Annotated in this window: 20 protein-coding genes and 3 tRNA genes; 18 read left to right on the top strand and 5 right to left on the bottom strand. The window is 56.5% G+C overall.

The features are described from left to right. Positions 1-81: 81 nt before the first annotated feature. Both HMPREF2749_RS01730 and HMPREF2749_RS01725 read left to right on the top strand, forming a co-directional pair. The gene (locus HMPREF2749_RS01730) at positions 82-957 is read left to right on the top strand and encodes a multidrug ABC transporter permease (protein ID WP_239663322.1); all 876 of its coding nucleotides are present in this window, start codon (positions 82-84) and stop codon (positions 955-957) included. Between the two features lie 201 nt (positions 958-1158). After that, entirely contained in the window at positions 1159-1983 is an 825-nt protein-coding gene (locus tag HMPREF2749_RS01725; protein WP_044150056.1) for a hypothetical protein, read from the top strand. 122 nt (positions 1984-2105) lie between these two features. Here the strand turns inward: HMPREF2749_RS01725 and HMPREF2749_RS01720 are convergent, their stop codons facing one another. Further along, the gene (locus tag HMPREF2749_RS01720) at positions 2106-2762 is read right to left on the bottom strand and encodes a DedA family protein (RefSeq protein ID WP_070507274.1); all 657 of its coding nucleotides are present in this window, start codon (positions 2760-2762) and stop codon (positions 2106-2108) included. 337 nt (positions 2763-3099) lie between these two features. On the opposite strand from HMPREF2749_RS01720, the gene HMPREF2749_RS01715 reads away from it, so the two are divergent. From HMPREF2749_RS01715 to HMPREF2749_RS01675, 9 genes are all read left to right on the top strand, one after another. Beyond that, positions 3100-5289 carry a RecQ family ATP-dependent DNA helicase gene (locus HMPREF2749_RS01715; protein ID WP_070593210.1) on the top strand — a complete coding sequence of 730 codons (2190 nt, stop codon included), beginning with the start codon at positions 3100-3102 and terminating at the stop codon, positions 5287-5289. A gap of 41 nt (positions 5290-5330) precedes the next feature. Continuing rightward, the gene (locus tag HMPREF2749_RS01710) at positions 5331-5858 is read left to right on the top strand and encodes a nucleoside deaminase (RefSeq protein ID WP_070593208.1); all 528 of its coding nucleotides are present in this window, start codon (positions 5331-5333) and stop codon (positions 5856-5858) included. Between the two features lie 291 nt (positions 5859-6149). Further along, entirely contained in the window at positions 6150-6884 is a 735-nt protein-coding gene (locus HMPREF2749_RS01705) for an ABC transporter ATP-binding protein (RefSeq protein WP_070593206.1), read from the top strand. Between the two features lie 2 nt (positions 6885-6886). Then, the gene (locus HMPREF2749_RS01700) at positions 6887-9493 is read left to right on the top strand and encodes a YhgE/Pip domain-containing protein (protein WP_070593205.1); all 2607 of its coding nucleotides are present in this window, start codon (positions 6887-6889) and stop codon (positions 9491-9493) included. Positions 9494-9573: 80 nt separating this feature from the next. Then, positions 9574-10194, top strand: a complete 621-nt coding sequence (locus HMPREF2749_RS01695) for a TetR/AcrR family transcriptional regulator (protein WP_005504416.1) — start codon at positions 9574-9576, stop codon at positions 10192-10194. A 155-nt stretch (positions 10195-10349) separates the two neighbouring features. After that, positions 10350-10436 (top strand) — tRNA-Ser (locus HMPREF2749_RS01690). A gap of 196 nt (positions 10437-10632) precedes the next feature. Next, positions 10633-11271: a uracil phosphoribosyltransferase gene (gene upp / locus HMPREF2749_RS01685; protein ID WP_005507583.1), complete on the top strand. Its 639-nt coding sequence runs from the start codon at positions 10633-10635 to the stop codon at positions 11269-11271. Between the two features lie 577 nt (positions 11272-11848). Then, a complete protein-coding gene (locus tag HMPREF2749_RS01680; RefSeq protein WP_070593204.1) occupies positions 11849-12601 on the top strand; it encodes a winged helix-turn-helix domain-containing protein in 753 nt (250 codons plus the stop codon). A 151-nt stretch (positions 12602-12752) separates the two neighbouring features. Continuing rightward, entirely contained in the window at positions 12753-13298 is a 546-nt protein-coding gene (locus HMPREF2749_RS01675) for a SixA phosphatase family protein (RefSeq protein ID WP_070593202.1), read from the top strand. Positions 13299-13391: 93 nt separating this feature from the next. Here the strand turns inward: HMPREF2749_RS01675 and HMPREF2749_RS01670 are convergent. Further along, a tRNA-Ser gene (locus HMPREF2749_RS01670) sits at positions 13392-13483 on the bottom strand. Positions 13484-13741: 258 nt separating this feature from the next. Here HMPREF2749_RS01670 and HMPREF2749_RS01665 point away from each other — a divergent pair. The 3 genes from HMPREF2749_RS01665 (at position 13742) to HMPREF2749_RS01655 (ending at position 15653) form a co-directional block, all read left to right on the top strand. Beyond that, positions 13742-14179, top strand: a complete 438-nt coding sequence (locus tag HMPREF2749_RS01665) for a hypothetical protein (RefSeq protein WP_070593201.1) — start codon at positions 13742-13744, stop codon at positions 14177-14179. Between the two features lie 271 nt (positions 14180-14450). After that, complete coding sequence (locus HMPREF2749_RS01660; protein WP_070593200.1) at positions 14451-14810, top strand: DUF4190 domain-containing protein; 360 nt, start codon at positions 14451-14453, stop codon at positions 14808-14810. A 222-nt stretch (positions 14811-15032) separates the two neighbouring features. Beyond that, positions 15033-15653: a DUF4190 domain-containing protein gene (locus HMPREF2749_RS01655; RefSeq protein ID WP_005507579.1), complete on the top strand. Its 621-nt coding sequence runs from the start codon at positions 15033-15035 to the stop codon at positions 15651-15653. A 90-nt stretch (positions 15654-15743) separates the two neighbouring features. Here HMPREF2749_RS01655 and HMPREF2749_RS01650 read toward each other — a convergent pair whose 3' ends face one another. After that, positions 15744-16604 (bottom strand): IS3 family transposase, encoded by an 861-nt coding sequence (locus HMPREF2749_RS01650; protein ID WP_070593198.1) that lies wholly within the window; start codon positions 16602-16604, stop codon positions 15744-15746. Further along, the gene (locus tag HMPREF2749_RS01645) at positions 16604-17011 is read right to left on the bottom strand and encodes a helix-turn-helix domain-containing protein (protein ID WP_246823477.1); all 408 of its coding nucleotides are present in this window, start codon (positions 17009-17011) and stop codon (positions 16604-16606) included. The genes HMPREF2749_RS01650 and HMPREF2749_RS01645 overlap by 1 nt, the downstream gene beginning before the upstream one ends. 296 nt (positions 17012-17307) lie before the next feature. Here HMPREF2749_RS01645 and HMPREF2749_RS09200 point away from each other — a divergent pair, with 296 nt between their 5' ends. From HMPREF2749_RS09200 to HMPREF2749_RS01625, 3 genes are all read left to right on the top strand, one after another. Further along, positions 17308-17745, top strand: a complete 438-nt coding sequence (locus HMPREF2749_RS09200; RefSeq protein WP_141747350.1) for a hypothetical protein — start codon at positions 17308-17310, stop codon at positions 17743-17745. A gap of 663 nt (positions 17746-18408) precedes the next feature. Continuing rightward, positions 18409-18852 carry a hypothetical protein gene (locus HMPREF2749_RS01630; protein ID WP_070593192.1) on the top strand — a complete coding sequence of 148 codons (444 nt, stop codon included), beginning with the start codon at positions 18409-18411 and terminating at the stop codon, positions 18850-18852. Between the two features lie 82 nt (positions 18853-18934). After that, positions 18935-19378, top strand: a complete 444-nt coding sequence (locus HMPREF2749_RS01625; RefSeq protein ID WP_044141753.1) for a hypothetical protein — start codon at positions 18935-18937, stop codon at positions 19376-19378. Between the two features lie 102 nt (positions 19379-19480). Here HMPREF2749_RS01625 and HMPREF2749_RS01620 read toward each other — a convergent pair. Continuing rightward, positions 19481-19568: transfer RNA gene (locus HMPREF2749_RS01620), tRNA-Ser, on the bottom strand. A gap of 125 nt (positions 19569-19693) precedes the next feature. On the opposite strand from HMPREF2749_RS01620, the gene HMPREF2749_RS01615 reads away from it, so the two are divergent. Then, positions 19694-20704: an NAD(P)H-quinone oxidoreductase gene (locus HMPREF2749_RS01615; protein ID WP_070593189.1), complete on the top strand. Its 1011-nt coding sequence runs from the start codon at positions 19694-19696 to the stop codon at positions 20702-20704. Positions 20705-20730: the final 26 nt, after the last annotated feature.

Here is a 20730-nt window from a genome sequence, read left to right as displayed (position 1 = left end):
TGCTTACTCTTTGAAAGACTCTTCTGCCCCCTGCCCCGTGCTACGGCGCGCGGGGCGGGGTGCGAAGAGAAGAAAGGAACAATGATGTCAGAACGTACCCCAAAGCAACCGCTCAACGACCCGGAGTACACGGTTCCCGAGTACAGCGTGCTACTGCCCTCTAACGAGGCAGAAAATAGCACGGCAGAGGGCGATGCCGTCTCCAGCAACGTAATTTCCGGTAATGTCGCAGACACTAGCGCGGCGGAGGATAACGCGCCCGGCGGCAGCACCTCCGAGCACGCCAGCACCCCCGAGCAAACCACTACTGGCTACCGGAAGGCGACCGCCGGCTACACTGCCGCTTCCGAGCAGGTAATTCCGGAGCGCCCGAAGGCTATGCGTAGCGTCATGTGGTGCGCTGCCGCCATTATCGTGCTGGGGCCCCTGAGTAATTTTCTGCTGCCGATTCTAAGCTGGTCATATATCGATTTTGAGACAGTGGTGAGTGTTCTCTTCTCTGCCCTGGTGGTTACCCTCATCCTCTCCGCCATCCCGATTTTTATTCTCTGGAAGATCTGGGATGGCCGCGAGTGGGCGCGCGTACTTACCATCATCTACTGCGCTCTCGCGGCTGCTAGCGGTGTGCTTATTCTTGCGGATAATTTCTCGGAGTTAAGCTCTAGAGCGGCTGCGGCGTCCAGCCTGGGGCGTGTCGCGAGCGGCATTTTTACTCTTGTTCTTTACCTCCTGATGATTGTGCTGCTGACTCGTGCTCCTATTAGGGTGTACACACAAATCGTTAGCGGGGCACGTGCGCTAGAACGCCAGCAGATGATGTCTGAGACGAGACAGGCTGCCGGTCAGGTGCCGGCGGAACTTCGAGAGATTTTCGCTGATGATGAGGATGACGAACGCACCTCATCAGGGGGAAACACCCCTCGACCCCCGCACCGTAGTGCGGGATGGGGAACGTAGAAAGGCGCAACAACGTCAGGAGTTCCGAGGCTAGCCCTCGGAATGGTGCACGTGGTTACTCGGATACCTCTGAATACGCTGAGAAAGGGTACCGCCTTCCTGGGGCGAGGCGCGCCTCCTTATATCCTTGGGGTAAGACTCTTTAACGCCCGCTCCGTGCACTGTAGCGCGGGGTGGGTGCCAGGGGAGAAAGGAACGACGATGTCAGAACGTACCCCGAAGCAGCCCTTGAATAATCCGGAGTACACGGTTCCCGAGTACAGTGTTTTGCTACCGTCCAATGAGCCTGAAAGTAGCACGGTAGAGGGTGACGGCACATCCAACAACACCGCCACCAACAACGCCGCCCCCACCGGTGCGGTAGACAATAACGCGGCAGAGGATAACGCACCCAGCAACGGCGCTCCCGAGCATGCCACTACCGGCTACCGGGACGCGACCGCCGGTTACGTTGCCGCCTCCGAACATGCGGGGCGGGTACGCCCGAAGGCTCTGCACAGTGCTAAGTGGTGCACCGCCGCGATTATTATTCTGTCGCTTTTCAGTACTATCCAATTCTTCCTGCTCTACGGTAAACCAATCGCCGGTGTGGTGACGCTACCTGAGCTTATCGTGCGTATGCTGGGGTACCCTCTCATCTTTGTTCTTATCCAGATTTTCCTCTTCTGGATGACCTGGAAAGGACACAGATGGGCGCACATACTTACCCTCATGTACAGCGCCTACGAGGTCTTGAGCCGCATGTTTGTGTATGTGGAAGATTTCCTCATAGACTCCAGCTATCTCGCCTTGTTGATGGACGAGTTGCAGTCCCGCGACTCTGCAGATTTTGCGGTCACTCTTCTCATAGATACTGCGATTGGTGTCTTCATTACTGTCCTCTACATCCGGAATATTGTGTTGCTGACCCGTCCATCTGTGTGGGCGTACACGGCTACCGGCAGAACGTCGCATAGTCAGGTGGTTGATCAGAATCCACAGGCACCTAACACGAACTTCAATGAAGGCGGGAACCGCCTCAACTAGGATGTTTGCCTCAAACGGCGCCACTATCACCAAAAGGCTCAGAGCGTGAAAAGGGTGGGGATACCAAACGGTATCCCCACCCTTTCTCATCCCCGGCTCAGCAGCCGAGAAGGACTCACGTATTACTCAGCAGATTCCTGCTTCGCCTTCGAACGGCCACGCAGGTACTCGATAATAACCGGCACCACAGAAACCGCCACAATAATCACAGCAATGTACTCAATGTTGTTGTGCACGAACGGGATACCGCCCAGCAGCACACCCGCCAGACCAATCGAACCAATCCACGCAACCGCACCAACAACATTCCACAGGTGGAACTTCTTACGGTCGTACGAAGAAATACCAGCCGCAAGAGACACAAAAGTACGAACAATCGGCACGAAACGACCCAGAACCAGAGCCAAACTACCGCGCTTCTGGAAGAACTCCTCAGTAGTGTGCAGGTTCTTGGTGCTCAGAATCTTCGCGTCATCCTTGAAGATCTTACGGCCGTAACGGGCACCAATCTGGTAGCCAACCTCAGCGCCAGCAATAGCAACCAGCACCAGGACCGGGAACGCAACCCACAGGGACAGGCCCATCTGCTCATGTAGCATACCCAGAGCAAAAATCAGGGAGTCACCCGGCAGAACAGGGAAAAGAACACCGGACTCAATAAATACGATAATTGCCGAAACAACCAGAACCCAGGGGCCGGTATCGAGCAGGAACTGCTCAAGGTCGAGGCCCAAGAGCGCAACCGGAAGATGCGCCAAAGCGGTGGCAAGAAAAGTCATGAAAAATCCTGAACTGTGAGTGGACCGCACACACGGATCGGCGGCGGAGTAACACCAGCATAGAAAGCGTACCTATGGTGAACATTGTGCAAAACTATGCGGAGGCTGTGTATTACTGGCACAATTCTACCGGCATTTACGCCGGACGCACGGGTGAGCGAGGCGTAAATCTCCTCGCCCGCATGGCGAAACAACCTGAGGTGACGCGGCGCTCGCGTGCCTCCCCAAGAAATGACCATCCGCAGAGCCGGGCGATACCGGGTGTGACATGATGGAAAGAGAGCACGGCGCGTCGCGGCGTAGCGATTGACCCAACCACCCACCGTTGGAGAGAACCATGAACCCCCAGCAGTCAGCTTCCAGCCCCGCGGACTCCCTGCGCACCGATTCCCTGCAGGCTGACCCTCTGCACGCTGAAGCCCGCGAAGTGTTGCGCCGCCTCACCGGTGTCGCTGATGCTGAGTTCCACGATGGCCAGTACGAGGCGATTCGCGCCCTCGTCGCCGACCGAGCCCGCACTGTGGTGGTGCAGCGTACCGGCTGGGGTAAGTCCGCCGTCTACTTCATCTCCTCCCTGCTGTTGCGTGCCCGCGGTATGGGCCCGGCGCTTATTGTCTCCCCACTGCTCTCCCTGATGCGTGATCAGGTTGAGGCAGCATCCCGCGCGGGGGTGCGCGCCGCCATGGTGAACTCCGCGAACGTCACCGAATGGGATGAAATCCGCACCCACCTTGAAGCTAACGAGCTCGACGTGCTCCTGGTGGGCCCCGAACGCCTCAATAACCCGGCGTTCCGCGAGCAGTGGCTACCGTACCTGCTGCCGCGCCTGGGCCTGCTCGTTATTGATGAGGCGCACTGTATTTCTGACTGGGGCCATGATTTCCGCCCCGATTACCGCCGTATTGGTTCGCTCATTAAGTCTCTGCCGGTGGGTGTGCCGGTGCTGGCGACTACCGCGACCGCGAATGACCGCGTTAGCCGCGATATCGCTGAACAGCTCAGCACTGATACCACCGCACCCGTGCATGTGCTACGCGGTCCGCTGTCCCGCGAGTCCCTGCGCCTGGGTGTTCTGACCCTGCCTGATGAGGCGCAACGCATCGGTTGGCTGCTTACGCACCTGAACAGCCTGCCCGGTTCGGGCATTATCTACACGTTGACTGTCTCTGCGGCAGAAGATACCGCAAATGCTCTGCGTGCCAGCGGCTACGAAGTGCTCGCCTACACCGGCAAAACTGATCCGGATGAGCGGCTGGTTGCAGAGCAGGCACTCAAGGAAAACAGGGTGAAGGCTCTTGTGGCGACGAGTGCCCTCGGTATGGGTTTTGATAAGCCTGATTTGGGTTTTGTTGTGCACCTGGGTGCGCCGTCGTCTGCGGTGAGCTACTACCAGCAGATTGGCCGCGCCGGACGAGGTGCCGTCAATGCTGATGTTCTGCTCCTGCCCGGTCGTGAAGACCGCGCCATTTGGGAGTATTTTGCGACCGCCTCCATGCCTAACGAGGAACAGGCGCTGGCGGTGCTGGATGTCCTCGCCCAGTCCCCGGAGGGGTTGAGTATTACCGCGTTGGAGGCGCGCGTTCAGCTGCGCCGCTCCACCCTGGAGCTTCTGCTGAAGGTGCTGGACGTTGAGGGTGCCGCCGTGAAGGAAGGCAACTATTGGCGTCGAACCTCTTTGCCGTGGCAGTACGATAGTGCCCGTTACGCGGCGGTGGCGCAGGCGCGTGTGGTGGAGCAGAACGCCATGCTCGAGTATGAACGCACTAGCCAGTGCCGTATGCTTTTCCTGGCTCAGCAGCTTGATGATGCTTCCGCGACTGCTTGCGGTCGTTGCGATGTGTGCGCGGGCCCCTGGTACCCGGTTGAAGTTCCCGCTGAGGCGCAACAGGCGGCACAGAGTAGCTTCAATACGGTGGGCGTGCCCCTGCAGCCGCGCCGCATGTGGCCGAGCGGGCTGGATCAGCTGATGGGTGCGGATGCGCCGCGCGGTCGTTTGTCTAAGGACGAGCAGGCTGAATCCGGTTACGCTTTGGCGCGTCTGAGCGACATGGGGTACGGTACTCGTCTGCGTGAGCTTCTGGCGACGAATGAGCTGGGCGAGCCGGTTGATTCTGAGGTTCCTGCCGAGCTGGGTCGCGCTTGCGTGAAGGTGCTTGCTGCTTGGGAGTGGTCTGAGGCGGGTCGTCCGGTGGCGGTGTTGACTCTGCCTTCGCCGGTGCGTCCTCGTTTGGCTCAGTCCCTGGGTAGGGGATTGGCGTCGGTGGGTCGTCTGGTGGATTTGGGCTGGGTGTCTCTGGTGGGGGAGCCGCGTTTCTTTGGCGGTAATAGCGCGTTCCGTTGTGCGGATGTGCTGCGCTCGTACCGGGTGCCTGCAGAGGTTCTGGACTATGTGCGTGAGCATCGGTGCCCTGTTCTGCTGGTTTCTGATGTGGTGGATTCGCGGTGGGCGTTTACGGTTGTGGCGCGTGAGCTGCGGCTGGCAGGTGCTTCTGCGGTGTATCCTTTCTCTTTGGCTGCCACCCACTAGTTGCGCCCATTAGTGTTTATTTATTCCCCTGACGAGGTTGTATGTCATATTCGGAATATTCAAAATTGACGGTCACAGACGGTTCTTCCGCTGTGCTCAGCGATATTCCCGCTCGCCCCGAACACGGCGAGTGGATGGTCCGCGCCCTCGCCGAGGGTGCCGCCGCTGGTGAGCGTGGCGAGATCCCTATTGGTGCTGTGGTGGTGGATGAGCAGGGTGTCATTATTGGTTCGGCAGGCAATACCCGCGAGCGGGAGCATGACCCCAGTGCCCATGCGGAGGTGAACGCGATTCGTCAGGCGGCGGCGCATCGTGGTCAGTGGCGCCTGGACGGGTGCACGCTCGTGGTGACGGTTGAGCCGTGCCTGATGTGTGCTGGCACGATCCTGGCGTCGCGCGTTTCGACGGTGGTTTTTGGTGCCTGGGAGGAGAAGACGGGGGCTGCTGGCAGTCGTTACGATGTACTGCGTGACGGCAGGGTTGCTCCGGTTCCCGAGGTGTATGCGGGGGTGCGTGCTGATGAGTGTGCGCAGCTGATGGTGGACTTCTTTAAAGAACGCCGCCCCTAGGCCTCACCTCTAAAAGATAGTTTGTATAACGCGAAAAGCCGCGCAGAGATTGCGTGGCTTTTCGCGTTATTTGTACGAAAAACCCCATTTATTTGAAAAATACTTCAGAAATTTCAAAAATGGCCCATATTTTTTCATGAAAAGCCCACCACATCACACATAACCGGGTCTACCATATATAGGCATTGGAGCCTCCGCCTGCCTGCGCCTGACGTTCTACACCCCGCGTGGTGCCCGCGGATGACTCCCAGAAACTCACCCGAACCATCCATTCTCTGAGGGGATCTAACCGTGTTAAGCGTTGACAATATTTGGGCGAAAGGGCGCCACACTCCGCTTTTTGACCGCACCACCTTCTCAGTGGGTGAGGGTGAAGTCATTATTGTTCAGGCGGATAGCCAGTTGGAGCGTACCTCTCTCGCGTTGGCGCTGACTGGTCGCCTTCCCCTGTCCGGCGGCACGATTAGCTGGAGCGAAGGCGATGATGAGCCTCGCCCTATTTCGATGAAGCGTCTGCGTGCTCTCAGCAGCGTGGTGGACTCTCCTGATGTGACCGCTCCTGAGCAGCATATGCGCGTGCACGATTACGTGTCGGAGATGCTCTCCTATAACCTGCCGATTTTTGGTCGTTCCCGCGCGAGCCGCTGGCTGGCCGAGCGCGGTCTTGAGGACCTGGACGGCTTGTGGATGGACGAGATTAGCGGCGAGATGAACATTGAGCTGATGGCTGCTTTGGCGCAGCATAGCCCCTCTGACTTGCTGGTTTTTGATACTCCTTCCCGCCACCTGAACCATACGTACATGTGGCTTCCGTACCTGGAGGAGCTTGCCGCCGATGAGGACCACCCGCGCACGGTGGTGGCGATTGTGCCTCATATTTCTGAGTCTTGGCATGGTGCGCGTGCTGTGGTCGGTCGTGCCCCTGAGGAACAAGCCTCTGAGGAAAACGTGCCGGCTCCTGTTGAGGGCGAGATTGAACCCTCCAATGATTCCCCCGAACATGGCGAAAACGCTGAGAAGGAGTAAGAATGACTGTTCTGCGTGTGGCTCTTGTTGAGCTTAAGCGCCTGACCAGCGGTGTTTTGCCGGTTCTGGTGCTCATCGCGATGTCCTGTATTCCGCTGCTGTACGGCGCCCTGTACCTGTACGGCAACTGGGATGCTTACGGCCATGTGAATGGCATTGTGGGTGCCCTGGTGGTTGAGGATGAAGGCGCGACGGATTCTGAGGGTCAGCAGGTGAATACCGGTGCGGACGTGAAGAAGAACCTTCTAGACGCTGGCACGTTTGATTGGCGTCAGGTGCAGACTCGCACTGAGGCTGTTGAGGGCGTGGAGAACGGCACCTATGACTTTGCGATGGTGATTCCGAAGGACTTCTCCCGTAATTTGCAGAGTGCCGGTTCGTTCAAGCCTGATGCTGACGGTAAGACGGGCACTATTGATGCGCGTTCGGCGGGTATTGAGGTCATTACGAATGACGCGAACAACTATGTGCTGACGAATATTGTCACGAAGGCGGGCACTGCGGTGCGTGATTCGGTGGCTGAGAAGGTCGGTAATTCTACGGCGAATTCGCTGTTGGCTAGCTTCACGACTATTCATTCGAAGATGGGTGAGGCTGCTGATGGTGCGTCGAAGGTGAATAGCGGCACGGTGAAGCTGGCGGATGCTATCACTCAGCTGAAGGATGGCACCGCCACGGTGAATGATGGTGCTGTGAAGCTGAAGGATGGTACTTCTTCTCTGGCTGATGGTCAGTCCCAGTTGTTGGATGGTCAGAAGCAGTTGGCAGAGGGTGCCGCGAAGCTTGCTGATGGTGTGTCGACTTTGGATTCTGGCGCGGCGAAGCTGGATTCTGGCGCGGCGAAGCTTGCCGATGGTGCGTCGGGTTTGAAGGATGGTTCGTCGACGTTGGCTTCGGCGGCTGCTTCTGCTTCTGATGGTGCGTCGAAGCTGAAGGATGGTTCGGCGACTCTGGCTGAGGGTACTGCGAGCTTGAAGGATGGCTCTGCGTCGGTGGCGAAGGGCGCTAATGATTTGGCGTCGGGTATTCATCAGATGCGTACTGGCATGGATCAGGCGGGTATTCGTGAGTTGCCGGCTGAGCTGAATGCGATGTGCATGCGCTTGCATGAGACGGATACGTCTGCTGGTAGTGGTGATTTTGGTCGTGACTTGTCGAATACTGTGGTGTCTGCGAGTGCGCAGAAGGTGCGTGCTCAGGTGACTCCGCTGGTTGAAGCGGGTACGTTGACTCAGGAGCAGGCTGATCAGCTGGTGGCTGCTGTTGATTCTGAGGAGACGAAGAATGAGGTTGCTGAGCTGAATCAGAAGGCTCTGCAGTCGCACCTGGCTACTCGTGATGCTGCCGCTGCTGATGCCCTGTCGAAGCTGAGCGCATTGAAGTCGAGCCATTGTATTTCTGATGGTTCGTCGTCGACTGCGGTGAAGATTCAGACTTTGGTTGCTGGCGTGGATTCGCTGGATTCCGGTGCGTCTTCGCTTGCCAAGGGCGCTTCGTCGGTAGCTGATGGCGCCGCTCGTGTGGATGCTGGCGCGTCCTCGTTGGCGTCAGGTTCGGCGAGCCTGGCTGATGGTAATTCTAAGATTGCTTCGGGTGCTTCGAGCCTTGCGAGTGGTTCTGCGACTCTGTCGGGTGGTGCTTCTGAGCTGAAGGAGGGTACCGATTCTTTGAAGAGCGGTACTGCCGAGCTGAAGGATGGTAGCGGTACTCTGGCGGAGAAAGAGCAGTCTGCGGTTGAGGGTCAGCAGAAGTTGGCTGATGGTGCGAATGAGCTGAAGGATGGTGCGTCGCAGCTTTCTGACGGTACGGCGAAGCTGTCTGATGGTTCTACTCAGCTGAATGATGGTGCTTCCGAGTTGAAGGATGGTACTTCGTCGCTGGAGAGCGGCCTGGCTTCTGGTGTTAAGCAGGTTCCGAGCCTTGCTCCGACTGATCAGGCGAAGGTTGCGGATACGATGTCGAACCCGGTGACTTTGTCGCATGATTCCTTGGCGTCGGGCCGTAACTATGGTGAGGGCATGGGCCCGTTCTTCATGTGCTTGGCGTTGTGGATTGGCGGCTTGATGCTGGTTCAGACGTTGCGCGTGATGAATAACCGTGCGTTGGCTTCGCATGCTCCGTCGATTCGTGTGATGCTCGGTAGCTGGATGCCGTTCGGCCTGGTGGGTATTGCTCAGGCGACTTTGATGTTTGCCGCGATTAAGTTTGGTTTGGGCTTTGAGATGGCTCATCCGTGGCTGGTGTGGCTGTTCCTCTGCTATGTGGCTTTGGTCTTTACCGGCTTCATTCACGGTCTGACGGTGATTTTGGGTGCGCCGGGCAAGCTTGTTGCTTTGGTCATTCTGATTCTGCAGCTGATTACTGCGGGCGGCACGATGCCGTATGAGACTTTGCCTGAGTCGATTCGTTGGATGCATGATTTCTTCCCGATGGGTTATGCGGTGGCGGGTACGCGTCGTTTGGCGTATGGCATTAATGAGTCGAGCCTGTGGGGCATCATGCTGGTTTTGACTCTGTGGGGTCTGGCTGGTCTGATGTTGGGTTACATTGGCACGCGTCGTGATCGTACGTGGTCGCTGAAGAAGCTGGCTCCGGAGATTACGGTGTAACAAACCCTGTTTGGTCGCACCGGGGGAAAACTGTCTAATAAAATAGAGATATATCTGCAAAAAGGGAGGGAGGACTGCTGATGTTGCAGCGCCCAGTCGCTGAAGCTTCAAGTCGTCGTCCCGGCCGTACAGGTAGAACTCAGTTGAAGTTGTTCAACGCTGCTATGGAAATCATGACCGAAAAGGGGCTTGAGTACGCCACTGTTGAAGAGGTGGCTGCCCGGGCGGGTGTTTCTAAGGGAACCGTGTATTACAACTTCGGTTCTAAGAAGACCATGGTGGATCAGCTGGTTCAGTACGGCACGCAGTTGCTGCTGAGCGATGCGCGTCGCGCGGCGTCGGTTCATTCTGATCCGCGTGAGGCGTTGCGGAGTGCTGTTCGCGCCGCGTTCCAGTATCTTGAGGACCGTCCGGGTTTTACTCGGATGTGGCTTTCGGAGGCGTGGAAGGGTGCGGATGGTTGGACTGAGGCGATGAGCGATAACCGTCTGAATCTTCTGGATTTTTTGGAGGAGATGACGGAGGCTGTGGCTCGCCGCTATACGGTTGATACCGCTCAGAATCCTCGTGCGATTGCGATCTCTATGTTCGGCGCGATTTACATGTTTGCTATGGATCGTGAAGTGCATCAGGCGGAGCGCAATGCTGAGGATGCAACGCGTGCTGTCATGCTGGTTGTAGATGGGTATATCCGTCATTAGGCGGACCTGTTGGGGTCTGTAGACGTAGCCGGGACTTCGGTGTCGGGTGTCGAAAAGGGCACGGTGAAAAGGGGCCGTGAAGAGGGCGACACCCGGCTGCCGCACGTGGTTTTTCTTGCTCTCCTGTTGGGGGTGTGCTATAGTTTTCCACTGTTGGTGGTGTGTCCGAGCGGCCGAAGGTGCATCACTCGAAATGATGTTTGGTGTAAAAGCCAACGGGGGTTCAAATCCCTCCACCACCGCACCAACGAAAACCCGTCGAGATTCGTCTCGGCGGGTTTTTGCATGCCCGGATTGTTCTGGGGTGGTGCTGGCGGGTGTGCTGGCGGGTGCGTTAGTGGGTGTTTGTGCGGGGGTACTTCGCCTCGTTTATAGGGTGTGTGCCACTTCCGGGGCTTTGCCGGTGCTTGCTGATTTGGGGGTGGGTAAAATCGTATTATGCGTATTAAGATTCTTGACCACCCGCTGGTCTCTCACAAGATTAGTGTTCTGCGTGATAAGAACACCCCGTCCCCGATTTTCCGTCAGCTGGTTGATGAGCTGGTGACCCTTCTTGCCTATGAGGCGACTCGCGAGATTCGTGTGGAAGAGGTTGAGGTTGTGACTCCGGTGGCGACTACTACCGGTGTTCGTATTGCTGATCCTAAGCCGCTGGTTGTTCCGATTCTGCGTGCTGGTCTGGGCATGCTGGAGGGCATGACTCGTCTGGTTCCGACCGCTGAGGTGGGCTTCCTGGGTATGGCTCGTAATGAGGAGACCCTGGATATTGTGACGTATGCTGAGCGTCTGCCGGAGGATCTGACTGGTCGTCAGGTGTACCTGCTGGATCCGATGCTGGCTACCGGTGGCACCCTGATTGAGGCCATTAAGTTCCTGCGTGAGCGTGGTGCTGAGTCTGTGACTTGCGTGTGCCTGATTGCTGCTCCTGAGGGCATTGCTGCTCTGGAGAAGGGCATTGAGGGTATGGAGAATGTTGACCTGTTCCTGGCTGCTCGTGATGAGCGTCTGAACGAGAAGGCGTACATTATTCCGGGTCTGGGCGATGCTGGTGACCGCCTGTACGGTCTGGCTGAGTAGTTTTCAGCGTTATTCACGTGATGTGAGTGGGGCGCCTCTGCATATGTTTAAGCATGTGCGGGGGCGCTTTGTTGTGTCTGCTGGAGGCCGTGTGCAGGTCATATGGTGTGGTGTTGGGGGATGTGTGTCTAACGGTCTGCTGTCTTGGGTGTTTATGGTGTTGTTGGGCGCTTGTGTGGGTTTATGAAACACCCTTGATAATATGTGATGAGGAACACTATAGTGCTTTGAGGGGCTCAAAATATATTGAGCATATTCACAGCTTCACATGAAAATACAGGGTGAAACCAGTAAATAAAAGAAGCTATGAATATTTATAAGAGAAAAAATACTGAAAGCTTCAGGTAGTCCCTGAAACCCCAAAACGCGAGAGGGGGTATTGTACTCCTCTCGCCCATAAAGATGAATCCACTATGCCGAATCCGCTTGATTTATCCGTCAAATAGGAGAAATATTAAGTAAGAGGATTGAAGCTCGAACAGGTATTGGGGACTGTTTGACTCGGCGTCACTTCCGGCGCACCCCACACTACGTACGACAGGGATCCCGTACACAGACTTTGAGAGAAGGTTGAACCATGTCAGGCGCTGTACCTGGATATGTCCACATCTCCCAGCGCGGCCGCGCCGCTAAGCGCCAGGTCGTGCAGCCTCAGCGTCCCGTTGCGCAGGCCGCAACGTTGCGTCCGATGACTTTCTCAGCCGGTGACCCTGCCCATAAACAGGCTCAGGAAAATGAGGCACGCGGCTTTGTGCTCTATGTGGGTTTGAATGAGGAACTTGCTGCAGTGAACGGTACCTCCCTGGTGCGTATCGTTCAGGATCTGCGCACTTATGCACACCACCTGGCTCCCGAGTCGGAGTCGTACGCCGCTGTGGCGTTGGCTCCGGTGAACGCTGAGGGTAGCGACCTTGAGGTAGTACGTAATGCACTCGGCGATCCGACCGCAATGTATATGCACCCGGAGGCGCATGTCGCCCGCGAAGCAGAGACCACGAATAGCCACTCTTCGGGTGTGCTGATTGATTTGGCACGCCGCGAGGTGTTCCTGGACGGTGAGCCGCTCATGCTGACCTTCAAGGAATTCGAGCTGCTGGCACACCTGGTGGAGAATTCTTCCCGCACCGTGGGTCGTGAGGAGCTGCTGAAGGCGCTGTGGAGCTCCGGTGACGAGCATCCGCATGAGCGTACGATTGACGTGCATATTCGTCGTCTGCGTTCGAAGCTGGGCCGCCTGTCGGGTACCGTGCGTACGGTGCGCGGTCAGGGTTACCGCTTCTTTGAGCACCCCGAGGTTGTTGTCTGGGCTGCTCCGGAATACTCGATTTAGCGTGTACAGAATTTAGCTTCTGTAGAGTGCACCCCGGTGTGCTGGCGTGATGCCGGTGCGCCGGGGTTTACTTGTGCCCGCCTGGGGGTGTTAGTGTGCGTGCTGTGGCGGTGTGCGGCATGTTCCGGCGCCCTCTAGATAGAATGGGTGTATGGCTGAAAATTCTTCCAACACTGCATCTGGCTCGTACCGCAGCGGGGTCAAGCGTCTGATTATTATGCGCCATGCGGAGGCTGATTGGGGTCTGAATGATTTTGATCGTCCGCTGACGAAGCGTGGTCATGAGCAGGCTGCCGCTGCTGGCGCTTGGCTGGCGGCTCGCGGTTATATTCCGGAGCAGATTATGTCGTCATCGGCTTTGCGTACTCGTCAGACGACGACTTGGGTTTCGGATGGTTTGGGGGCGAAGGCGCCTACCGCTCATCTGGACGAGGGGCTGTATGAGGTGTCTGCGTCCCGCATTATTGCGCGCATCAACAGTGTTTCGGAGAATGTTCATTCTCTGATGGTGGTGTCGCATCTGCCCGGCGTGCAGGATGCCGCGCAGCGCCTGATGAGCCCGGATTCTGACCCGAACGCGTCCATGGATGTGTACTACGGTTTCCCGCCCTCTTCCATTGCGGTGTTTGAGGTGCTGGGGGAGTGGGCTCTGCTGGATGGTGCGGATGCGCGCCTCGTGGACTTCAAGAGCTTCTAGACCAGAAGTTTCTAAACCAGGAGTTTCTAGGCTTTGTGCCTGAATGAAATGGGTAAAGCAAAAGCCCCGTACCAACCGGTACGGGGCTTTTTGTGGCGGAGACGGGGGGATTTGAACCCCCGGTCGAGTTTAACCCCGACCCTTCATTAGCAGTGAAGTCCATTCGGCCGCTCTGGCACGTCTCCACGGTGCGCTCGTGAGCGCATCCCTATAAGAATATAGGCTGTTTTGCACTTGGTCAATTCGACCTGTGAGGCGCGAGAGATATATGCGGGTGGGGTGGTGTTAGTTTCTTCGCGATCGTGATTTCTTTACCTGCGAGAAACGTGTGAATAGAGCCGTTTAATCTTTAAATACCCTGAATTTATGTGTTTGAGGTATTTAGGTGATGTAGTTTTGAGGGTAGAAGCGACATTGCGGTCCAGATAGAAAGGCTCCCTCCCGTGACGACCACCGTTCCTCAGTTGCCCCAGGTTCCTCAGAAGACTCAGCCTCCTCAGGGTGCTCCCTCCTCTGTGAATAACCCGGCTTTCAATAGTCAGCAGGTTGCGCAGTCTGCGGTGCATCCTGCGCAGTTTGCGCAGCCGGTGTATGTTCTTCCCGAACAGGAGAACACACACACTCAGGGCTGGATTATTGCGATGGCCTCGGTCATTATCGGTGTTCTTGGGCTGATTAGTGTTTTTGTGCTGAATTATTTGACGGGCGGAGGCGCTTCCCTTCTTCTGGGTCTTACGGGCTGGGTTCTAGCGATTGCTTCACGCCACCGCGGTCATATGCGTGTGGCTGGTGTTGCGTTGGGAGTTATGAATATGTTGCTTGGTATCCTGACTGTGCCTTTCGAGATGCTGCTATTGATTCTGGTCATGATGCATGTTTAGACAATATCGTTCATAGCTACTGGTCAGAGAAAGTCCGCGAGCGCCCCGTGTGTCCGCGGGCTTTTGCGTGTCCGCCTGCTTAGCTGTAGCAGTTTTTATGGTCACCTGACGCGGGTTTTTCGTCGTGGACTATGGGCTAGGGGCTTTGAGGTTCATAAGCATGTTCGGTACACTGCATGAGTCCCAACCGATAAATAGAGGGCATCTCTAACGTTTTATCTTCCGATACAGCACATCAGAGGCACCTCATCACTCAGCAAAGCGAGAAATCATGTCTGAAAACCCCAACAACCCCCAGCCCCAGTTCAACCAGGACCCCCAGTTCAGCCAGCAGGCACCCCAGTATGGTCAGCAGGCTCCGTACGGTCAGCCGGTCCCGACCCCCGAGCAGCAGGCTCAGATGAAGAGGGCGAAGATTCTGTCGATTCTCGCTATTGTATTTGGCGCTATTGGTCTGGTCCTTCTAAGCCCGCTTTTCAGCGCACTGGGCCTGGCTTTTGGTTTGGCGTCTCTGCGTGTCCCTGAGCTGCAGTCCCGTGGTCTGGCACTGACTGGTTCCATTATCGGTGGTACTGCTCTGGTCCTGAGCATTATTGTTGTCGCGCTGGGTGCTCTCAAGAACCTGGGCTAGGACCTTATAGCGTTTTAGCCAGCATCCTCCATGGAGATTGGCTACAGAAAGCCCGCGAGCGCCCTGTGTGTCCGCGGGCTTTTGCATATCCGTTAGAGCGGCTAGCTAATGCATTGCGGTGCATTGTGGGGGCTTGGATAGCGGATGTAGTTGTACCCGTTCCATTCATGGGTTAGGGTGAATTAGGTTTAACGCACACCAGCCGTACGAAAGTGAGATGCCGTGTCTCAGAATCCTCGGGGTTCAGACCCCTACGACTACAACCCGGACTACAACCGTCTGAACGAGCAGTACAACCAGAACACTCAGTACGGGCAGAACACTCAGTACGGTCAGTATGGCCAGTACGGGCAGAGCTCCTACGATCAGTATTCTTATGACCAGTACGGTCAGAATTCGTACGGTCAAGACTCGTATGGTCAGAATCAGTATGACCCGTACGGTCAGCAGTACCAGCAGCCCGACCAGTACGGTCAGCCCATGATGGTTCCTGTGGGCTTTTTGCAGAAGACCCCCGAGCAGCTTGCCGGTGAGAAGGCAGCTCAGACTTCCACGGTGCTGGGTATTATCAGCTTGGCGTGTATAGTGACTCTCAGCTGGTGGCTGTTTGGTCTGCCTTCCCTGATTCTGGGTGTTATCGGTATTCTCAAGGCTAATGAGGCAGAGCGTTATGGTGTGGCTGCTTCAGCTGGTCGTATCTTGAACTGGATTAGCGTAGCCATTGGTGGCATGTTCCTGGTGCTTTTCGGCGGAGGTCTTCTGCTGGCGATTATGCTGGCTCTTTCTGATTCTGCCGCAAATTCTAGTCTCGTGGAGACTGTGCAGATACTGGCATTCTTCTAAACACTTTCACCCTCATTGGAGGGTACGCAAAAGCCCCGCTCCTCAATACTGAACTGCGCCCCGAAACTTGGACGCATTAAATACTAGCCGCTACGCGGCTTCCTGCAGGGCCTGATCCCGGTACTCTACCGGGGTCAGGCCCTTAAGCTTTACCTGGCGTCTTGTTGTATTCCAGTGCGTAATGTACGCATCGAGGTCGGCTTTGAAACTCTCGAAGGTTGGCCAGTCCTGCCCGCGGAAGAACTCGTCCTTAAGATGTCCAAAGACCTGCTCAGTGGCGCCATTGTCGATGCAGTTGCCTTTGCGTGACATACTCTGGATAAAACCGTTCTCAGCGAGCATACTGATGTAGGTCTCGTGCTGATACTGCCACCCCATATCCGAGTGCAAAATCGGCTTAGCTCCCTCGGGTTTGGCATCCATGAGTACCTGAAGCATCTCTTGCTGCTGGGCAAGATTAGGGAACATCGAGATAGAATGGGCGACAATCTCCTTGCTGGCAAAGTCATAAACCGGAGCGAGGTAGGCCTTACCGAAGGAGAGCTTGAACTCGGTGACGTCGGTACCCAACTTCTGCCAGGGACCAGTCGCCGTGAAGTTGCGACCGATGATGTTGGCGAACCTTTGCCCCACGTCCCCCTTGTAAGAGTTGTACCTGCGGTAAGCCCTCTCACGGCGTATACCGCAGCGCAGCCCCATCTGACGCATCATCTTCAAGACCGTCTTATCGGCAATGTGCACCCCTTCCTCAGCGCGCAGGCACATGGCTATCTGCCTGTGACCGCACCCGTTGGGGGTCCGCGAAAAGATCTGGGCGACCTTGGGACGTAGCTGTACTCTGGTTGGCTGCTGGGGGTGAGCCAGTGCGTAGTAGTAGCTCGACCTGGCAAGGCCTGCCACCTCAAGGAGGTCGTACAGCTTGTGCCCGCGCCCTGAAAGCTCAGCGACCACTAGGGCTTTGTCCCGGTTTGGGAGCGTCTGTGCGCCTTCAGGGCAATCGATTTTTTTAGGTACGCCACCTGCGCCTCAAGCTTGCGCACGCGCTCGGCAAGTTCCTCCTCACGCGTTGGTGGCACCGCCCGCACTGACCCCTTCGGCCTGCCTTTGGGCTTAGGCTTAAGCGCTTGCGCGCCGCCCTGGCGGTATAGCCTGCACCACTGCTTCAACGGTGTCGCGCTTGCAATACCGAAGCGCATCATCGCTTCAGGCTTACTCATCCCACCATCAACCACAGCCTTCGCTGCGGCGACCTTGGTCTCATAGTCGTATCTGGCCTGCTTTACTCCCATGGCAAGAAACCCGCTCCTCCCGATTACGCGGTACATTTTCTGCCACTCTCTCACAGTCGCGGCGGACACACCAAGCTTCCTGGCGGTCAAACGATAGCCACATCCTCTCTCAAACATTTGCGCTGCCTGTTTCCGAAGCAAACGATCGTGTCTCATTCCCAGATTTATAGACATGAAAAGCCTCCTGTTTCTTGGACTTTATTTTCGTTGTCCAAGAAACGGGAGGCAGTTCATACGAGGAACGGGGCTTTGCTGTGTATATGCCGTATATCTCGTGGATTGGTCCTGACATGCTTGTTCCCGCGCGGGGGAAGGTCTAGGGTGGGTTTAGCATCTGTGTCGGTACGTGAAAGGTTGTGGATGCGATGTCGCAGCTACCCCAAAATAATGAAGTTTTTGATGGCAATCCCGAATACGCCAAGCTCCACCCGGGAAATAACAATGGGCAATCCGCCCCGGGTAACCAACCACTACCTACACGTCAGTTTTACCCGAGCTACCCGAGGAATATTGTCGGACCTGTGGGCGTCCTGGATGAAGGGCGTAAGTTGGCTCAACGGTCATTGACCTTTGGCATCATCAGCGTGGTGCTTATCCTCTTGACGTTCTTGCTGCCCTACACCCTCCTCGGATCTTTTATTCTGGGCATCCTGGGAATCTTGTCTGCACGAGACGCGGAATGTCACGGCGTACCGGCAAAGGCGGGGCATATCCTCAGCTGGATTGGTGTGATTCTGCCCATCGCCCTATCAGTCCTGGCGGCTATTGCCCTGTTAATGCTTGTTTTCACCTTGAAAGGATAGTGTCGTAACCGGCTTAGGAAGTTTGGATAGCCGAGAGTCGAATTCATGGTCTTTCGTATGTGATATGTAAAGAGCCCTGTTCCTCAATTCGAGGAGCGGGGCTTTGCTGTGTGTATGCCGTATGTTTTGTGGAATCGGCTCGACATGCTTGTTCCCTCGGCGGGGAAAGCATAGGGTGGGCTTAACACCCGGTATTGAAAGGTTATGATGCAACGATGCAGGATCCAATCCTAGGCCCGTATTCCGACCCAGCAGCTGGTCTGCGCTCGAAACCTCATCGCCACAAACAGGGTGCTGATATTGAAGAGCCCCCTATGATGCAGGGCGGTGGGAAAACAGCGACTAATCTAGGGGAGCGAGCCTCCCAACTTTCACTCACTTTTGGTGTGCTCAGCCTCATCAACATCTTGGTGTTGGGTTCGTGGTTTTTCGGTATCCCCACTGTCATCTTGAGTGTCCTTGGTCTACAGAAAGCTAAGGAAGCGGATAGTTACGGCGTAGTTTCTCTTGCGGGTCGAATCCTGAGCTGGATAGCTATCGCTGTGCTTGTCCTTGGGTACGTACTGATTGTGTGGGCGTGGTTCAATGCCGAATAGGTTTTTGCGAAGCACCAGGCTGAGGTATTCAACTAACGCGTGTAGATTCTGAAAGGTTGTGGATGCAATGTCGCAGCTACCCCAAAACATTGAAGCCTTCGATTACAACCCCGAATACGCCAAGCTCTACCAGGAAGATAACAACGAGCTGCCTAGCCCGGATACATCTGACGAGCAGCTACTGCCCGCAAATGAGTCTCTGGATGAGTTCTCAGATCAAGCGGCGGGTAAAAGAGCAGCGAACCTCTCCCTACTTTTTGGCTTCCTCAGCCCGCTGTCTTTCTTTCTAGGGTTCTGGTGTCTTGTCCAAGGTCTTGAAGAAAGTGCTCTGCAGGTAGCTATCCTTGCCCCAATCCTGAACATCCTGGGTATCTGGCAGGGGTTCGCGGCGAGGCGGCGCGGTACGCGTGCCAGCGGTGGCCTGATCCTCAACGGGCTGGGGCTATGCATTTTCATCGGTATCGCCGCCCTCGTCATGCTGATTGTGAACGCCTTGTCAGGCATCAACTAACGACGCCGGCTCGATAGTGAGCCCAGATGCTCTCTCGAGTTGCTAGACACTTAACACCCGGTATTGAAAGGTTGTGGATGCGATGTCGCAGCTACCCCAAAATAACGAAGATTTTGATAACAACCCCGAGTACGCCAAGCTCTACCAGGCGAACAACAGCGTGCAACCCAGTGCTGACGATACGGACGACTGGGAGCAACATGCGAGCGAGCAACCTCCTGACGTGCAAGGGGCACAAGACGGTAAAAGGGTAGCGACCTTCTCCCTGCTTTTCGGCGCTCTCGGCCCGCTGACGTTCTTTCTAGGGTGCTGGTTGATTTTCCATGATCTTGGAGAAAGCGGTCTGCGGGTAGTGTTCGTTGCGCCGGTGCTGAATGTCCTGGGTATCTGGCTGGGGTTCGCGGCAAGGCGGCGTGGTACGCGTGCCATCGGTGGTCTGATTCTTAACGGGCTGGAGCTATGCATCTTCATCGGTATCGTAGTCCTCGTCACGTCGCTTCTAAACGCCTTGTCAGGCATACACTAACGACGCCCCCGGTAACTCGAAACGGCATATGTGAAGAGCCCCGTTCCTCGCGTTGAGGAGCGGGGCTCTTTGCGCTCCACACGTGGAGCAGAAGCTAAAACGCGGATGGTAAGGGATTTGAACCCTTGAGACGGGGTTACCGCCTACTGGTTTTCAAGACCAGCTCCTTCGGCCGCTCGGACAACCATCCATACGCACCAGAGACCGGCATTTTATGGCAATACCGTGCCGCAGGGCACTACGAGATTATCTCATGCGATAAGCTTTCTGTAAATCGCGCACCAACGATGGTGCTTCCGGCAATGAGGAGGACTCATGAGAGCAATTATTGAGAACAGTCACGGTGGACCTGAGGCTCTGACAATCAGCGAAGTCCCCGCCCCCGTACCCCGATCCCACGAAGTTCTCATCCGTGTTCACGCTGCCGGAATCAACCGCGCCGACGCCCTGCAGCGCCGCGGATTCTACCCGCCGCCCGCCGGCGCGAGCGCCATCTACGGCCTCGAAGTAGCCGGCGTTATCGAAGCGGTCGGTGAAGGTGCCTCCGTGGAGAACCGCGGCACCCCCGTCATGGCGCTCCTGCCTGGAGGCGGCTACGCAGACTACGTGACCGTACCGGTCGACCACGTGCTACCCGTACCCGAACAGCTGAGCTTCGCCGAAGCCGCCAGCATTCCCGAAGTCGCGGCAACCGTCTACTCGAACCTGGTGCTCACCTGTGGTATGAGCATGAACCCCGCCGAAAACCTCAAGGAAGACGGCGAACCCGCGGTGGTGCTCATTCACGGTGGTACCGGCGGTATCGGTGTGCACGCCATCCAGCTGGCGCTCGCCGTAGGTACCCGCGTGTTTGCAACCGTGGGCACCGAGGAAAAAGCAGAATATGTGCGCTCACTAGGTGCGGAACCCATTATTTATATCGAACATTCGTTCCGTGAAGTTCTGCTGGCTGAAACTGGCGGACGCGGCGCCGACTACATTCTCGACGTCGTGGGCGGAAAATACCTGGATGACAACCTGCACACCCTCGCCGACGGCGGCCACCTGTGCATTATCGGTCTGATGGGCGGTGCCAAGGCAGAAGTGAACCTGGGGTACATGCTCTCTCGCCGCCTGTCGGTGCACGCCACGAGCCTACGCACCCGCTCCGACCGACAGAAGGCTGAGATCCTAAGCGGTGTGCGCGAGCACGTGCTGCCGCTGATTGAATCCGGCAGAATTGGTGTGGGCCTGGATCGTGTCTTCGACATGGAGGAGGCGGCTGCCGCCCACGAGTACTTTGACTCGGGTCAGCATCGCGGCAAGATTGTGCTGCGCATGCTGTAGGGGTGGTACCCCCGCGTTACTGCGCT

It is taken from the genome of Rothia sp. HMSC075F09, from assembly GCF_001810515.1.
In the GTDB taxonomy this organism is placed as follows: domain Bacteria; phylum Actinomycetota; class Actinomycetes; order Actinomycetales; family Micrococcaceae; genus Rothia.
This window is presented reverse-complemented; position numbering and strand designations above follow the sequence as displayed.

Excerpts from the sequence above, each read along its gene's own strand:
- HMPREF2749_RS01630 (WP_070593192.1), top strand. The coding sequence starts at position 18,409 with ATGTCGCAGCTACCCCAAAACATTGAAGCCTTCGATTACAACCCCGAA.
- HMPREF2749_RS01710 (WP_070593208.1), top strand. The coding sequence starts at position 5,331 with ATGTCATATTCGGAATATTCAAAATTGACGGTCACAGACGGTTCTTCC.
- upp (WP_005507583.1), top strand. The coding sequence starts at position 10,633 with ATGCGTATTAAGATTCTTGACCACCCGCTGGTCTCTCACAAGATTAGT.
- HMPREF2749_RS01730 (WP_239663322.1), top strand. The coding sequence starts at position 82 with ATGATGTCAGAACGTACCCCAAAGCAACCGCTCAACGACCCGGAGTAC.
- HMPREF2749_RS01700 (WP_070593205.1), top strand. The coding sequence starts at position 6,887 with ATGACTGTTCTGCGTGTGGCTCTTGTTGAGCTTAAGCGCCTGACCAGC.
- HMPREF2749_RS09200 (WP_141747350.1), top strand. The coding sequence starts at position 17,308 with ATGTCGCAGCTACCCCAAAATAATGAAGTTTTTGATGGCAATCCCGAA.
- HMPREF2749_RS01625 (WP_044141753.1), top strand. The coding sequence starts at position 18,935 with ATGTCGCAGCTACCCCAAAATAACGAAGATTTTGATAACAACCCCGAG.
- HMPREF2749_RS01660 (WP_070593200.1), top strand. The coding sequence starts at position 14,451 with ATGTCTGAAAACCCCAACAACCCCCAGCCCCAGTTCAACCAGGACCCC.
- HMPREF2749_RS01720 (WP_070507274.1), bottom strand. The coding sequence starts at position 2,762 with ATGACTTTTCTTGCCACCGCTTTGGCGCATCTTCCGGTTGCGCTCTTG.
- HMPREF2749_RS01715 (WP_070593210.1), top strand. The coding sequence starts at position 3,100 with ATGAACCCCCAGCAGTCAGCTTCCAGCCCCGCGGACTCCCTGCGCACC.
- HMPREF2749_RS01615 (WP_070593189.1), top strand. The coding sequence starts at position 19,694 with ATGAGAGCAATTATTGAGAACAGTCACGGTGGACCTGAGGCTCTGACA.
- HMPREF2749_RS01725 (WP_044150056.1), top strand. The coding sequence starts at position 1,159 with ATGTCAGAACGTACCCCGAAGCAGCCCTTGAATAATCCGGAGTACACG.
- HMPREF2749_RS01680 (WP_070593204.1), top strand. The coding sequence starts at position 11,849 with ATGTCAGGCGCTGTACCTGGATATGTCCACATCTCCCAGCGCGGCCGC.
- HMPREF2749_RS01695 (WP_005504416.1), top strand. The coding sequence starts at position 9,574 with ATGTTGCAGCGCCCAGTCGCTGAAGCTTCAAGTCGTCGTCCCGGCCGT.
- HMPREF2749_RS01675 (WP_070593202.1), top strand. The coding sequence starts at position 12,753 with ATGGCTGAAAATTCTTCCAACACTGCATCTGGCTCGTACCGCAGCGGG.